We start from the raw sequence: 13939 nt of genomic DNA, 5'->3' as shown, positions 1-13939 counted from the left end.
GCCGACTGCCGCACCGGGGACAATGAGGAAGAGAGAGGACCATCGAAACGCAAAACTGTGAATGCCTCTAGGATGTATAAAATCCGTCATTAGTCCGTTAAACCCTCCGCTTCCCAGGCGCGGCACTACGTCTGCGGCATTAAGCAAGTCGCATAGCCCGCAGCACCCCTGTTCACGGGCAAGCTCATCCAATCCTCGGCTCCCGCCCAACAACTTGACGATGCCTACGCAATGGCTTTCTCCGTTCAACTGTGCACGCCCGGTCAGACAAGAGAGTAAACAGCCTTTGATAAAAAGCTGATACGTACTATTTTGTACGTGCAATCTAGGGAACTAATGGTGATGTCTGAACTGCCTTTCCGCTGCGGCATGGAAGCCGTGGTCAATCTCATCGGCGGAAAGTGGAAGATCTTAATCCTCTTCCATCTCAGGGATGGTAAACTGCGCTTCAGCGTGTTGCGAAGATTAGTTGGACAGGTCAGCGAGAAAATGCTGAGCCAGCAGCTGAAGGAGCTGGTAGAGGACGGCCTCCTACGCCGGATCGATCACAAAACCGTCCCGCCCCACGTGGAGTACGAGCTGACAGCGTTCGGGATAAATTTTTGCCGCTCGCTGCAGGCCGTCTGCGAATGGGGCGCAGCAAACATGGACAAGGTCACTGCTATCGCAGAGGCCAGGACTGTTCGCCAGAATGCAAAAGCAACCTTGCCTCGTGCGTAGCCGGTCGGAACACCGCGCGACTTGTCAGCGTTGCGATTTAGCGTCCGAGTTATTCAGAGCGTCCAGATTGTCGAGCCGAACTGAGACGTCGTTATAGCAACACGACTCCGTGACTGAACCGTTCATCTGCCGTTCTCGTCGTCGGGTCGGCTGGTGCGAGTTTTCCGCGCGGTTGTTGATCCCCTTGTACTGGCGGTGCTCAACGCCCGGCATGATCTCCTTCTTCGCCGCGCCGTATGAGCCGAGCTTGTCGGTGATCATGACGCGCGGCGATCTTGAGAACAACTTCATCCATGTGCCACTTGTCGCCGAGCCGGGGCAGCCGACGACGGATGATGTTGGCGAACTCCTGGCCAAACTTGAGTGCCCACTGGCGTATCTTCTCGTGGCTGACCTCAATACCCCGGAACGCGAGCATTAAAAACTAGGACTGCTCAGCTTTTCAGCAAGGCGACAAGGTTATTATAGCAGTGGAACGACTTCACCTTGCCGTCCCTGAGGTGCCACACATCGCAGCACGGCACGTCGAACTTCCTACCCGTGGCGCGGAGGGCACCGCCGGGAAGGGGAAGATCACCCCCATGGGTGCCTTGCAGCTTGAGTTCGACCACGACCACATCGTCAGAGGTGGAATAGAACCTCAGCAGCTCACGATGCATGTCGGGGTAGGCTGAGATTAGCCCCGTGACTGGTTCACGAACCTCTTGGCCGATCCATCTCTGTCCTGACGACACGTCAAGAAAGTATCCATCGTCCGCGAAAAGAGAAACGAATCTGTCTGCGTTGAGGCTCGCTGCCTCAGCGACCCGGTATAGTTCTCTGATGACCGCTTCGTTCGTCGGCAGCAAGGGCGCTTGCGCGTGAGCCCGCTGCGCTAGAGGCGTTGCCGCGAGCGTCGCGAGTCCGGTCAAGATCGAGCGGCGATGGAAAACTGTCATATGGTTCCTCCTGGTTCCTCCGCGTTGGAGCGCAGCACGCTCCAGGATTTATAGTCCCGTGATAGTGAGTCTAGTACTTACCCTTTGGTAAGCACCTCAGATCAGAGTGATCGCGTATCGATTCCGTCAGGTTTGGCACCAACTTGCCGGCAGGTGGGTGATTGCGGTAGAGGAGCCTCTCCAATCAGGTGAGAGCGTGTGAGTTTTTGCGATTTCGGCCTGAAGTGGCTTAACGGTTTCTCGTCACAGGCCGGCAGCTTACGGCCGGCTTCATGCGCCAGCCGCCTCGGCGGCGAAGTAGAGGTCGTGGAGGCGGTCGAGATTCACGGCGGAGGCCGGTTCGGACAGGGCTACCTGACCGCTCCGCATCAGGTAGACGTGATCGGCCACGGCCAGCGCGCGGTGGGTGTTCTGCTCGACCAGGACGATGGTGCGTCCTTCCCGCTTCAGGCGGGCGATGATGCGGAAGATCTCGTCCACGACGACGGGGGCGAGGCCGAGGGACGGCTCGTCGATCAGCACGACCTTGGGTTCCTCCATCAGGCCGCGGCCCATCGCGACCATCTGCGCCTCCCCGCCGGACAGCGATCCGGCGGCCTGGTGGCGGCGTTCGGCCAGACGAGGGAACAGGTCGTAGACCTGGGCCAGGTTCTGCTTGGCGCCCTTGCGGCAGTGGCGCGGGAAGGCGCCCATCATCAGGTTGTCCTCCACCGTCATGTCGCGGAAGACCAGCCTGCCCTCCGGGATCATGATGACGCCGTCATGGACGATGTCCCAGGTGGCCCGGTTGGCGGTGGTCCTGCCGTTCAGGCGGATGTCGCCCCTGGACGCCTTGATCAGGCCCATGATCGCGCGCAGCAGGGTCGTCTTACCGGCGCCGTTGGGGCCGACGATCACGGTCGTTTGGCCTTCCCGGATGGTCAGCGACAGGTCCCACAGGATGTTGATGGCGCCGTAGCCGGCGCGGAGTTTATCGACCTCAAGCATGTTCTGCTGCTCCCGTTCCGGTATAGCTCCGGCGGACTTCCGGATCGCGGAAGACGGCGTCGGGGGTGCCGTCCGCGATGACCTTGCCGAAGTTCAGGACGACGCAACGCTGGCACAGCCGCGAGATCGTCTCGATGTCGTGCTCGATCACGATCATGGCGAGGTTCCATTCCCGGTGCAGGCGGGCGAGCATGGTCATGAAGGCGCGCTTGCCACTGGTCTCCAACCCGGCCAGCACCTCGTCCAGCATCAGCAGCTTCGGCTCGGTCGCCAATGCCTTGCCGACCTCCAGCGCCTTCTGCTCGCTCAGCGCCAGATCGGTCGCAGCCTGGGCGTCGGCCTTGTGGGTCAGGTTGAGGAAGTCCAGGATCTCGTCGATCCGGCTGGGATCGATCCGGCCCGCCCCAAAGCGCTGGGCGACCATCAGGTTCTCGCGCACCGTCAGCTCGTGCAGCGGCTGCGGGATCTGGAAGGTGCGGCCGATGCCGGCCCTGGCCCGGTTGTGGATCTTGCCCTTGACCAGATCCGTATCGCCGAACCGGGCGCTGCCCTCGGTCGGGCGGACCAGTCCGGAAATCACGTTGAACAGCGTGGTCTTGCCGGCGCCGTTGGGGCCGACGAGCCCGACGACGCTGTCGTCGGCGACCTCCAGGTTCACGCCGGTCAGGGCGGCGATGCCGCCGAACCGGACGGAAATGTTCTCAAGCCGCAGCGGCATGGCGCTTCTCCGGGGTTGGCGTTCTTTTGGCGGGTTTGAACCGGGCGAAAGGCTTGGTCAGCAGCGGCAGCAGTCCCGACGGGCTGAACAGGATCATGGCGCCCAGCAGCACGCCGAACATGATCTGGTGGCCCTGCGGCATCAGGGTCTTGAACAGCAGCTGGTCCAGCAGATAGATCACCAGCGCGCCCAGGATCGGGCCGGACAGCGTCCGATAGCCGCCGAAGATCGCGGCGACGACGGGGATCACCGACCATGTCCCGGCGAAGGCGTAGTCCGGCTCCAGGAAGCCGATGACATGGGCGTTGAAGGCTCCGGCGACGCCGGCCATGAAGGCGGAGACGACCAGCATCGCCGCCTTGAGCCGGGTGCTCGGCACGCCGATCACGCGGGTCGCGTCCTCGCTGTCGTGCATCGCCTTCAGCGCCAGACCCCAGTAGCTGTCGCGGATCGCCTTGTAGGCCAGGATGCCCAGCACCAGCAGAGTCAGGATAACCAGATAGGCGCCGAGCTTGCTGGAGAAGTCGAAGCCGAAGACCGTCGGCAGCGGCGGGATGCTGAGGATGCCCCCTGCCCCGCCGGTCACGCCCGTCATCTGGTTGGCCAGGATGCGGAAGATCTGGGCATAGGCGAGGATCGCCAGCGCGAAGTAAGGTCCGCGCAGCCGCAGCGCCGGCATCGTGACGACGGAGGCGAGTGCTGCCCCCGCTCCGCCCGCCAGCATCGCCAGGAACACCGGCACGCCCAAGTCCTTCGCCAGCAGGGCGGAGGTATAGGCGCCGACGCCGAAGAACGCCGCGTGGCCGAAGCTGACCATGCCGCCGAGGTTGCCGAGCAGCGCCCAGGACAAGGCTATGGCGGCCAGCGTCAGAGCCGCGATCACGAGGCTCAGGATATAGTCGTTGCTGCCGAGGACGACCGGGACGACCAGGTAGCAGGCCGCGACGATTGCGATTGGAAAAGCGCGCATCAGCCTACCCTCCCTCGGCTGCCGAACAGGCCCGAGGGCCGGATGAAAAGGACGAGCAGGAACATCACCATGCCGGTCAACTCCTGTAGGGCCGAACTCGCCAGCGTGATCGTCATGTATTCCGCGACACCGATCAGCATTGCGCCGACCAGCACGCCGGGGATCGAGCCGAGACCCGCCAGGACGGTGATCACGAAGGCCTTGATGGTCAGGTTGTGCCCGAGGTCCGGATGGATCACCGCGACGGTGTAAAGCGCCACCCCGGCGATGCCGGCCAGCAGGCCGGCGATCACGAAGGAGATCACCTCGGTCGTGCGGGGATTGACGCCCATCAGCATGGCGGCGTTGCGGTTGGACGCGACGGCGCGCAGCGCCCTGCCGTACCAGCTCCGCCCGAGCCACCACCACAGCGCCGCCGTCAGCCCCAGTCCAGCCAGGAAGAACAGGACCTGGGCGCTGGTGCTGTAGAACGCTTCGCCGATCACGACGGGTTCGTTGAACCAGGGCACGTTGGTCGAACGGATATCCGCCGACCAGACCATCAGCACGAAGTTGGTCAGGACGATGCCGATGCCGAAGGTCAGGATCAGGGAATTGAGTTCCCGGTCCTGCCTGATGCGGCTGACCAGCCCGTAGACCATCACGGACGTCAGGACCACGGCGGCGACCGCCAGCGGGATCGCCAGCACCGGGTTGATGCCGTAGACGCTTTCGGCGGTATAGGCGATGTAGGCGGCCAGCAGCACCATCTCGCCATGGGCGAGGTTGATCACCTTCATGGTGCCGAAGATCAGGGTTAGGCCAAGGGCGATCAGGGCGTAATAGCCCCCGGCAAGCAACCCCGCATAGAGGGATTGCAGGACGAGTTCGGACATGGGAATCACTCGCTTTTTAGAGGCGCCTACCAGGGCGTCGCCGGGAACTTGACCGGGCCGGTGGCCGCTTTTTCCGGCCAGACCAGGACGACCTGCTTGCCCTGGTGCTGGCCCATGCGGTGGGTGAATTCAGGGTTGTCGCCGCGCTCGTCGAAGCGCACCGGGCCGATCAGCGTCTCGGTCGCGGTCCGACGCAGTTCCGCCGCGATGCCGCCGGGCTGCTTCAGGGTGCCGGCCTCGTCGGCGCGCAGCATGGCGTCGAGCAGCAGCTTGGTCTGGACGTAGCCGAACACGCCGAGATAATCGGGAGCCTTCTTGTAAAGCTCCTTGTAGACCTTGGCGAATTCCTGGGCTTCCGGATCGGTGAAGGCGACCGGGTACGGCAGGGTGGAGGTGCCGACGACGTTCTGCATCAGCTCGGGGAAGTCGTTCGCCATCTTGCCGGTCGCCAGCGACCAGACGCCGGAGATCAGCTTGACCTTGGGCTGCATGACGCGGGCGGCGCGCAGGATGCCGACATAGTCGTTCTCGTACCCGATCATCACGATGGCGTCGGGTTCGTCCAGCACCTTGACCTTGTGCAGCACCGGCTTGAAGTCGCTGATCGCAGGGTCGAAGGCATGGGTGCTGACCTTGACGCCGCGCCCGACCAGCCCGTCTTCCACCTGATGGGCGACTTCCTGGGTCGCGTCCTTGGTGGAATGGAGGATCGCCACCGACTTGATGTCGAGGTCGCCGAACAGTCCGACCAGCGCGCGGCTGTAGCCCTCGCCGTTGTTGATGCGGAAGAAGTTCGTCAGGCCGCGCTTGACCAGTTCGGACGCGACGCCGCCCGACGTCATGTAGACCTTGCCGGCCCGCTCCGCCGTCTCCGACGCCGGACCGATGATGTTGGAGCCGTAGCCGCCCGAGAAAGCCTGGACGTCCGGGGCCATCCGCTCGATCGCGGAGACCGCCTTGGCCGGGTTGGACTCGTCGTCGATCGAGGTCAGCTTGACGCTGTGCCGGCCCTGGTGGGCGCGGTTGAACATCTCGACCGCAACGGTGACGCCTTCGTTGGTCGCCATGCCGACGCGGGCCAGGGCACCGCTCATGGCGATCTGCGAGCCGATGGCGAAATCGGTGGCGGAGCCGGGACCGGCGGAGAGCAGCAGCGCAAGCGCCGCCGCGGCGGTACAGGCAAGGGACCGGGAGCGGAATGTCATGGGGTATTTCCTCCGGTGTGCTTGTTAGGCCTGAGACTTGGGCGCTCAGGTTCCTGGGGCGGATTCCGGCACAGGCTCGTTCGGTCAGGCCTTGGTCTGGGCCAGCTCGCTGAGCCGGCTCTTCATGACCTTGCCGGTCGAACTGGCCGGCAGGGTGTCGAGCAGGACGATCTCGGACGGGCGCTTGTAGGGGGCCAGACGCTCGGCGGCGAAGGCGGCCAGCGCCTCGGCGGTGACCCGGACGCCCGGCTGGATCTGGACGAAGGCGACGACTTCTTCGTTGCCGGAAACGGTGCGGCCGACCACGGCGGACTGGGTCACGGCGGGATGGGCGTTCAGCACGGCTTCCACCTCCGGCGGGTAGACGTTGAAGCCGGAGCGGATGATCAGCTCCTTCGAGCGGCCAACCATGAACAGGTCGCCGTCCTCGAACCGGGCGAGGTCGCGGGTGTTGAACCAGCCGTCGACGGTCAGCACCTCGGCCGTTTCCGCCGGTGCGCGGTAGTAGCCCTTCATCACGGTCGGCCCTCGGACCCACAGCTCGCCGACGCCGCCGTCCGGCACGGGAGCGCCGTCCAGCCCGACCAGCTTCGCTTCCAGTCCCGTCAGGATCGGACCGACCGAGCAGTCCCGGCGGGGCTTCTCGATCAGCGTTTGGGCGATGGTCGGGGCGCACTCGGTCAGGCCGTAGCCGTTGTTGAGCGGCAGGCCGAACACGGCCTCGACATCCGCCTTGATCGCGGGGTCGAGGGGAGAGCCGCCGGCGGACAGGAAACGCAGGGCCGGGTGCGGCACGGTTTCCAGTCCGGCGACCCGCAGATGCTCGATCAGGCGGGCGAACATGGCGGGAACGCCTTGCAGGACCGTCAGCCGGTCCTTCTCCAGCGAATCCACCACGGCCGCCGGCTCGAAGCGCGGGCACAGGAACAGCGTCCCGCCATGGATCAGCGTGCCGAGAAAGACCGAGGCGAAGCCGAAGACATGGGTGACCGGCAGCACGCCGTAGACCCTGTCGTCGCAGTCCAGCCTGCGCATCCCGCCGGAAATTGCCGCGATGACCAGCACGTTGCGATGGGTCAGCATGACGCCCTTCGGATGTCCCGTGGTGCCCGAGGTATAGATCAGCGCCGCGACCTGCTCGGCGGCATCGTCATGGACCGGCTCCGGCAGCGGAGCGGGATCGAGCGGACCGACCGCCAGGACCGAAGGACCGAGCCCGGCGATGTCGATGGCGGTGGCGCCGTGCCGTTCCGCATGGGCCGCCGCCTGGGTGGAGACGCCCGTCGTATAGAAGACCCGGCGGGCGCCGCTGTGGTCGCGGATCTGGTCGATCTCGCGGGCCGACAGGCGGGCGTTGACGATCACCGCCCAGGCGTCGATCTCGGCGGCGGCCAGGACCAGGACGGCCTGGGCCAGGCTGTTCTCGCTGACGATCATCACCCGGTCGCCGGGCCGCACGCCCAGCTCCATCAGCCGCGCGCCGGTTTCGGCGACGTGGCGGCCAAGCTCGCCGTAGCTCCAGAAGCTGTCGCCCTCGACCAGCGCCGGGTGGTCCGGCATCGTTTCCGCCCAGGGGCGGACGATGTGGCTGATGCGCCGGGGCAGCCGGTCGAGCGCCTGCCGGGCGCGTTCCGGTGTCCACTCCCTGTCGGCGGCTCGCATGTCAGCTTGCCTCCCGCAGCATGTTGCGGGCGATGACGATCTGCTGGATCTGGCTGGTGCCCTCGTACAGGCGGAACAGGCGGACGTCGCGGTAGAACCGCTCGACGCCGTAATCGGCGATGTAGCCGGCTCCGCCGTGGATCTGCACCGCGCGGTCCGCCACCCGGCCGACCATTTCGCTGGCGAACAGCTTGCAGCAGCTCGCTTCCGTGCTGACCTGCTCGCCGGCATCCTTGCGGCGGGCGGCGTCCACCACCATGCAGCGGGCGGCGTAGGCTTCGGTGCGGCTGTCGGCCAGCATCGCCTGGACCAACTGGAACTCGCCGATCGGCTTGCCGAACTGCTGGCGCTCCAGCGCATAGCGCAGGCTGTCACGGATCAGCCGCTCGGCGACGCCGACGCAGACCGAGGCGATGTGCAGGCGGCCGCGGTCGAGCACCTTCATCGCTGTTTTGAAGCCCTGGCCCTCGCGGCCGCCGATGATGGCGTCGGCCGGAACCCGGCAGTCCTCGAAGATCACATCGGCGGTGTGGCTGCCCTTCTGGCCCATCTTCTTGTCGTTGGGACCGATATGGAGGCCCTGGGTGCCGGCTTCGACCAGGAAGGCGCTGATGCCGTTGGGGCCTTTGTCCTGCGGATCGGTCCGAGCCATCACGGTGAACAGGCCGGCTTCCGGCGCATTGGTGATGTAGCGCTTGGTGCCGTTGAGCACGTAGTGGTCGCCGTCGCGCCGGGCCGTGGTCCGCAGGCTGGCGGCGTCGGAGCCGGAACCCGGCTCCGTCAGGGCGAACGAGCCGATGATCTCGCCGCTTGCCAATCGCGGCAGGTATTTCCGCTTCTGCTCGTCCGTGCCGTCGATCACGATGCCTTGGGAGCCGATGCCATTGTTGGTGCCCAGCAGCGAGCGGAAAGCGGGCGAGGTCTGGCCCAGTTCGAAGGCGACCTGCACTTCTTCCGACATGGTGAGGCCGAGGCCGCCGAACTCTTCCGGCACGGACAGCCCGAACAGGCCAAGTTCGCGCATTTCCGCGACGATGTCGGCGGGGATCGCGTCTTCTTCCGCGATGCGCTCTTCGTTGGGAACCAGCCGTTCGCGTACGAAACGGCCGACAGTATCGATCAACTGGCTGAGGGTTTCCTGGTCCAGTGCCATTCTGAGCGGTTTCCTTGCTATGACTTTTTGATTGAGCGTCCTAGGTCAACGTCTTATGTCAGCGGCGCATCAGGGCCGCTTCGACGTTGCGGACGAGATTGACGAGGCGCGGGCCGAGGTCCTCGGTCAGCCTCTTGCGGTCGAACAGGAAGGCCGGGCCGCCGCAGTTCAGCGCCAGGATCGGCGAGCCGTCCGGCGGCACCAGCGGCACACCGACGGCATGGACGTCCGACTGCCATTCGCCGGCGGAAATCACGAAGCCGTGTTTGCGGTAGTCCTCGACCGCCTGCTCGATCCCGGACTTGATGCGCGGCCAGTTCTTCGGGTCGTGCTTGGCCGCGTGGTCCATCAGGTATTGCCGCTCGCTGGCCGGCAGCGCCGCCAACAGCGCCCGGCCCATGGCCGTGGTTTCGACCGGGATGCGCGAGCCGAGGTCGAGGCGGAGCGTCACGGTGGCGTCGGAGCGGCAATGCTCGACATAGACCATGTTGAGCCGGTCGCGGCTGCCGAGCGAGACGGAGGCGTTGGCGTAGTCCGCCAGTTCCTGCATGAACGGCCGGGCGATCTGGCGGACGCCTATGTTGGCGAGGGCAGCGTAGCCCAGCGACAGCACCGCCGTGCCGAGCTGGTACTTTCCCAGCCGTTCCGAGTAGGTCAGGTAGCCCAGCCGTGTCAGGGTGTGCGTCAGTCTTGAGACGGTCGGCTTGGGCAGATGCGTAATGGCGGCAATGTCCTGGTTACCCAGGATGTTGTCCTTGGGTGTAAACGCCCGGAGAACCTCAAGACCACGCGCAAGGGCGACGACGAATTGCCGGTCCTTTATCTCGTCCGATTCCAATTGATCGGCGGTTTCGACATCGGAAACAGGTACCGACATCTGGCTGTCGAGATCGTCAACATCGCCGGTCATGAGTTTCATCTCCCTTACGCGCTTTACAGGACCATACGCTCGTATTATGGTCGGGTCAAGAATGCAAAACTGAATTTCGCACAGCGAAACTGACGGAGCGGGAAACAGCTCCGGAAACAGAAGAAAACGAGGGAGTGAGCCGACATGTCGGAAGTCCTGCTCGAACGGCCGGCGCCAGGGGTGACCCTGCTGCGCCTCAACCGGCCCGAGGCCCGCAACGCGCTGAACCTGACCGTGCGCCAGATGCTGGCCGACCACTTCCGCACCCTTGGCGCTGATGTCGAGACCCGCTGCATCGTGCTGACCGGCAATGCCGAGGTCTTCGCGGCGGGCGCCGATATCCGCGACATGGCGGAGGCGACGCCGGTCGACCTGATCCTGCGCAACACCCATCTGCTGTGGCAGGCGATAGCGGAATGCCCAAAGCCGATCATCGCCGCCGTCAACGGCTATGCCCTGGGAGGTGGATGCGAGCTGGCGATGCACGCCGACATGATCGTCGCCGGAGAAGGCGCCAGCTTCGGCCAGCCGGAAATCCGCGTCGGGATCATGCCGGGCGCCGGCGGCACCCAGCGCCTGACGCGGGCGGTCGGCAAGTTCAAGGCCATGAAGATGGTGCTGACCGGCCAACCGGTCTCGGCCCGCGACGCCGATGCGATGGGGCTGGTGACTGAAGTGGTGCCGGATGCCGAGGTCGAGGACGCGGCGCTGAAGCTGGCCGGGCAGATCGCCAGGATGCCGCCGCTCGCCGTCCAGCAGATCAAGGAAGTCATGCTGGCCGGTCAGGACGCGCCGCTATCCGCCGCGTTGATGCTGGAACGGAAGGCGTTTCAACTGTTGTTCGCCAGCAGGGACCAGCGCGAAGGCATGCAGGCCTTCCTGGAAAAACGGAAGCCCGCCTATGAGGGGCGCTGACATGCTGGACGCCAATCGGACCGATCTGGTGCTGGGCGTGGTCGGCACCGGCACCATGGGGCGCGGCATCGCCCAGATCGCAGCCGCTTCCGGGGTCGAGGTGCGGTTGATGGATGCCCGGCCGGACGCGGCGGAACAGGCGCGGGCCGCCGTTTCCGGCATGTTCGACACCCTGGCCGGCAAAGGCCGCATGACGGCGGAGGCGGCGGCGCAAGCCGGTGCGCGGCTTCGGCCGATCGCCTGCGAACAGGACCTCGCCGGCTGTCATATCGTCGTCGAGGCCATCGTCGAGGACTTGCAGGCCAAGCGCGACCTGTTCACCCGGCTTGAGCCGGTCGTCGGCGAGGCGTGCGTGCTGGCGACCAATACGTCGTCGCTGTCGGTGACCGCCATCGCAGCGCCCTGCGCCCTGCCTGGCCGGGTCGCGGGCTTCCACTTCTTCAACCCCGTGCCGCTGATGAAGGTGGTGGAGGTGATCCCCGGCGTGCTGACCGAGCCGTGGGTGGCCGATGCCCTGACGACGCTGGCGGTCCGGACGGGTCACCGGCCGGTACGGGCTGCCGATACGCCCGGCTTCATCGTCAACCACGCGGGGCGCGGCTTCGGCACCGAGGCGCTGGCGATCCTTCAGGAAGGCGTTGCGGAGTTTGCGGAGATCGACCGCATCCTGCGCGAGGCCGCCGGCTTCCGCATGGGACCGTTCGAACTGCTCGACCTGACCGGGCTGGACGTGTCGCACCCGGTCATGGAGTCGATCTATGGCCAGTTCTACCAGGAGCCCCGATTCCGCCCATCTTATAGCCTGCGCCAGCGTTTGACCGCCGGGTTGCTGGGACGCAAGACCAGGCGCGGCTTCTACCAGTATCATGACGGCAAGCAGGTCGCCGTGACGCCGCCTCCCATACCGGAAAAGGTCGAGCGGCTGCCGGTCTGGGTGGACTCGCCGGAATTGGCGGCTCTCGTCAAGGCCGCCGGCTGGGAACCGGACTGGGGCGAAAAGCCCGGCGCCGTCAGCCTTTGCCTGGTGGCGCCGTACGGCGCTGATGCTACCCACACCGCGCTGTCGCTCGGGCTGGACCCGGCGCGGACCGTCGCGGTCGATCCGTTGTTTTGCCTGGCCCGCCGGCGCACCGCCATGACGACGCCGGTAACCGCGCCCGAGTATCGCGCTGCCGCCCAGGCCGTGCTGTCGGCCGACGGGACGCCGGTTTCCATGATCCGTGACAGCGCCGGTTTCGTAGCTCAGCGCGTCGTGGCGACCATCGTCAACATCGGCTGCGAGATCGCCCAGCAGCGGATAGCCTCGCCCGAAGACATCGACGCGGCGGTGACGCTGGGCCTTGGCTATCCCAAGGGGCCGCTGGCGATGGGCGATGCGCTGGGACCGGCGCGCATCCTGCAAATCCTGCAAGCGATCCATGACTTCACGGGCGACCCCCGCTACCGGCCCAGCCCCTGGCTGACCCGTCGCGCTGGGCTGGGCGTCTCGCTGCTGACACAAGAAAACTGAGGAGGAGCGTTCCGATGCTCGACGCCTATATTTATGACGGACTGCGCACGCCGTTCGGCCGCCATGCCGCAGCACTGGCCAGCGTCCGCCCCGACGACCTGCTGGCCGGAGTCATCAAGGCCGTGATCGGCCGCTCGGCCTTCAGGCCGGAGGATGTCGAGGACGTCATCGCCGGCTGCACCAACCAGGCCGGTGAGGACAGCCGCAACGTCGCCCGGCACGCCGGGTTGCTGGCGGGCCTGCCGTTCCAGGTGCCGGGACTGACCGTCAACCGCCTGTGCGGCAGCGGGCTTTCGGCCGTGCTGGACGCGGCGCGGGCCGCTTCGACCGGCCAGGGCGAATTGTTCGTCGCCGGCGGCGTCGAGAGCATGAGCCGCGCGCCCTTCGTCATGGCCAAGGCGGAAAGCGCCTATTCGCGGGAGATCCGGGCCTTCGACACGACCATGGGCGCCCGCTTCACCAATCCGGCCATCGTCGAGCGCTTTGGCAACCACTCGATGCCGGAAACCGCCGACAACATCGCCCACGACCTGCGGGTCGGCCGCGATGCCAGCGACCGCTTCGCGCTTGCCTCCCAGCAGAAATACGCGGCGGCGCTGGCCGACGGGTTCTTCGAAAGCGAACTGATGCCGGTCGAGGTGCCGGGCAAGCGGGGCGCCGTCCAGAGCGTCGCGGCGGACGAGCATCCCCGTCCGGAAACGACGCTGGAGCGGCTTGCCAAGCTGAAGCCGCTGTTCAGCGATGGCGTCGTCACGGCGGGCAACGCGTCGGGCATCAACGACGGCGCCGCCGCCTTGCTGGTCGGCACCCGCGCTGCCGGTGAAAGGGCCGGCGTTGAGCCACTGGCCCGCATCGTCGCCGGAGCCGTCGCCGGGGTCGAACCGCGCGTCATGGGGCTGGGACCGGTTCCGGCGATCCGGAAAGCGCTTGACCGCGCCGGCCTCAGCCTGGGTGAAATGGATGCGATCGAGATCAACGAGGCGTTCGCGACCCAGGTTCTCGGCTGTTTGCAGGAGCTGGGACTGTCGGCGGACGACAGCCGCCTTAACGTCAATGGCGGGGCCATCGCGGTCGGCCATCCGCTGGGAGCCTCCGGCGCCCGGCTGGCGCTGACGGCGACCCGGCAGCTTCACCGCAGCGGCGGCCGCTATGCCGTCGTTTCCATGTGCATCGGCGTCGGCCAAGGGATCGCCGCCGTCATCGAAAGGGTTTGACCGTCATGACCGCAGACGCCATCACCGTCGCCGCCACCGAACCTAAAAGCGGCAACCGCGCGTCCTTCCAATGGGAAGACCCGCTGCTGCTGGAGGACCAGCTTACCGAGGAAGAGCGCATGGTGCGCGACAGCGCCCGCGCCTATGCCCAGGACAAGCTGA

General features: G+C 65.9%; 13 protein-coding genes and 1 pseudogene. 4 read left to right on the top strand and 10 right to left on the bottom strand.

The features are described from left to right. The first annotated feature begins 342 nt into the window (after positions 1-342). Complete coding sequence (locus N826_RS36510; protein WP_044437313.1) at positions 343-720, top strand: winged helix-turn-helix transcriptional regulator; 378 nt, start codon at positions 343-345, stop codon at positions 718-720. Between the two features lie 123 nt (positions 721-843). On the opposite strand, the pseudogene N826_RS42490 reads toward N826_RS36510, so the two are convergent. The 10 genes and pseudogenes from N826_RS42490 to N826_RS36460 all read right to left on the bottom strand — a co-directional run. Next, positions 844-1138 (bottom strand): annotated as a pseudogene (locus N826_RS42490) (IS6 family transposase); the annotation flags it as partial. Positions 1139-1154: 16 nt separating this feature from the next. Further along, a complete protein-coding gene (locus tag N826_RS36500; RefSeq protein ID WP_211099483.1) occupies positions 1155-1658 on the bottom strand; it encodes a nuclear transport factor 2 family protein in 504 nt (167 codons plus the stop codon). A gap of 270 nt (positions 1659-1928) precedes the next feature. Beyond that, positions 1929-2645 carry an ABC transporter ATP-binding protein gene (locus N826_RS36495; RefSeq protein WP_044437307.1) on the bottom strand — a complete coding sequence of 239 codons (717 nt, stop codon included), beginning with the start codon at positions 2643-2645 and terminating at the stop codon, positions 1929-1931. After that, positions 2638-3363 (bottom strand): ABC transporter ATP-binding protein, encoded by a 726-nt coding sequence (locus N826_RS36490; RefSeq protein ID WP_044437305.1) that lies wholly within the window; start codon positions 3361-3363, stop codon positions 2638-2640. Before N826_RS36490 ends, N826_RS36495 begins: the two co-directional genes overlap by 8 nt. After that, on the bottom strand, positions 3347-4333 hold the full coding sequence (locus N826_RS36485) for a branched-chain amino acid ABC transporter permease (RefSeq protein ID WP_044437303.1): 987 nt from the start codon (positions 4331-4333) through the stop codon (positions 3347-3349). Before N826_RS36485 ends, N826_RS36490 begins: the two co-directional genes overlap by 17 nt. After that, positions 4333-5208 carry a branched-chain amino acid ABC transporter permease gene (locus tag N826_RS36480; protein WP_044437301.1) on the bottom strand — a complete coding sequence of 292 codons (876 nt, stop codon included), beginning with the start codon at positions 5206-5208 and terminating at the stop codon, positions 4333-4335. The genes N826_RS36485 and N826_RS36480 overlap by 1 nt, the downstream gene beginning before the upstream one ends. Before the next feature lie 26 nt (positions 5209-5234). Further along, entirely contained in the window at positions 5235-6413 is a 1179-nt protein-coding gene (locus N826_RS36475; RefSeq protein ID WP_044437299.1) for an ABC transporter substrate-binding protein, read from the bottom strand. Positions 6414-6497: 84 nt separating this feature from the next. Next, positions 6498-8075 (bottom strand): class I adenylate-forming enzyme family protein, encoded by a 1578-nt coding sequence (locus tag N826_RS36470; protein ID WP_044437297.1) that lies wholly within the window; start codon positions 8073-8075, stop codon positions 6498-6500. Between the two features lies 1 nt (position 8076). Next, positions 8077-9228, bottom strand: a complete 1152-nt coding sequence (locus N826_RS36465; RefSeq protein WP_044437294.1) for an acyl-CoA dehydrogenase family protein — start codon at positions 9226-9228, stop codon at positions 8077-8079. A gap of 58 nt (positions 9229-9286) precedes the next feature. Then, the gene (locus N826_RS36460) at positions 9287-10138 is read right to left on the bottom strand and encodes an IclR family transcriptional regulator (RefSeq protein WP_244619726.1); all 852 of its coding nucleotides are present in this window, start codon (positions 10136-10138) and stop codon (positions 9287-9289) included. Positions 10139-10282: 144 nt separating this feature from the next. Between N826_RS36460 and N826_RS36455 the strand changes: the two genes are divergently transcribed. Genes N826_RS36455 through N826_RS36445 form a run of 3 tightly spaced genes read left to right on the top strand, consistent with a single transcriptional unit; the run spans position 10283 to position 13777 of the window. After that, positions 10283-11053, top strand: a complete 771-nt coding sequence (locus N826_RS36455; protein WP_044437292.1) for an enoyl-CoA hydratase — start codon at positions 10283-10285, stop codon at positions 11051-11053. Beyond that, positions 11040-12563 (top strand): 3-hydroxyacyl-CoA dehydrogenase, encoded by a 1524-nt coding sequence (locus N826_RS36450; RefSeq protein WP_244619727.1) that lies wholly within the window; start codon positions 11040-11042, stop codon positions 12561-12563. Before N826_RS36455 ends, N826_RS36450 begins: the two co-directional genes overlap by 14 nt. A 14-nt stretch (positions 12564-12577) precedes the next feature. Then, complete coding sequence (locus N826_RS36445) at positions 12578-13777, top strand: 3-oxoadipyl-CoA thiolase (RefSeq protein ID WP_044437289.1); 1200 nt, start codon at positions 12578-12580, stop codon at positions 13775-13777. The last annotated feature ends 162 nt before the right edge of the window (positions 13778-13939 follow it).

Origin of the sequence: Skermanella aerolata KACC 11604 (assembly GCF_000936425.1) — a bacterium.
In the GTDB taxonomy this organism is placed as follows: Bacteria; Pseudomonadota; Alphaproteobacteria; order Azospirillales; family Azospirillaceae; genus Skermanella; species Skermanella aerolata.
This window is presented reverse-complemented; position numbering and strand designations above follow the sequence as displayed.

What these genes read in the sequence shown, in the direction of transcription:
- N826_RS36510 (WP_044437313.1), top strand. Translation starts at nt 343, where the DNA reads ATGTCTGAACTGCCTTTCCGCTGCGGCATGGAAGCCGTGGTCAATCTC.
- N826_RS36500 (WP_211099483.1), bottom strand. Translation starts at nt 1,658, where the DNA reads ATGACAGTTTTCCATCGCCGCTCGATCTTGACCGGACTCGCGACGCTC.
- N826_RS36495 (WP_044437307.1), bottom strand. Translation starts at nt 2,645, where the DNA reads ATGCTTGAGGTCGATAAACTCCGCGCCGGCTACGGCGCCATCAACATC.
- N826_RS36490 (WP_044437305.1), bottom strand. Translation starts at nt 3,363, where the DNA reads ATGCCGCTGCGGCTTGAGAACATTTCCGTCCGGTTCGGCGGCATCGCC.
- N826_RS36485 (WP_044437303.1), bottom strand. Translation starts at nt 4,333, where the DNA reads ATGCGCGCTTTTCCAATCGCAATCGTCGCGGCCTGCTACCTGGTCGTC.
- N826_RS36480 (WP_044437301.1), bottom strand. Translation starts at nt 5,208, where the DNA reads ATGTCCGAACTCGTCCTGCAATCCCTCTATGCGGGGTTGCTTGCCGGG.
- N826_RS36475 (WP_044437299.1), bottom strand. Translation starts at nt 6,413, where the DNA reads ATGACATTCCGCTCCCGGTCCCTTGCCTGTACCGCCGCGGCGGCGCTT.
- N826_RS36470 (WP_044437297.1), bottom strand. Translation starts at nt 8,075, where the DNA reads ATGCGAGCCGCCGACAGGGAGTGGACACCGGAACGCGCCCGGCAGGCG.
- N826_RS36465 (WP_044437294.1), bottom strand. Translation starts at nt 9,228, where the DNA reads ATGGCACTGGACCAGGAAACCCTCAGCCAGTTGATCGATACTGTCGGC.
- N826_RS36460 (WP_244619726.1), bottom strand. Translation starts at nt 10,138, where the DNA reads ATGACCGGCGATGTTGACGATCTCGACAGCCAGATGTCGGTACCTGTT.
- N826_RS36455 (WP_044437292.1), top strand. Translation starts at nt 10,283, where the DNA reads ATGTCGGAAGTCCTGCTCGAACGGCCGGCGCCAGGGGTGACCCTGCTG.
- N826_RS36450 (WP_244619727.1), top strand. Translation starts at nt 11,040, where the DNA reads ATGAGGGGCGCTGACATGCTGGACGCCAATCGGACCGATCTGGTGCTG.
- N826_RS36445 (WP_044437289.1), top strand. Translation starts at nt 12,578, where the DNA reads ATGCTCGACGCCTATATTTATGACGGACTGCGCACGCCGTTCGGCCGC.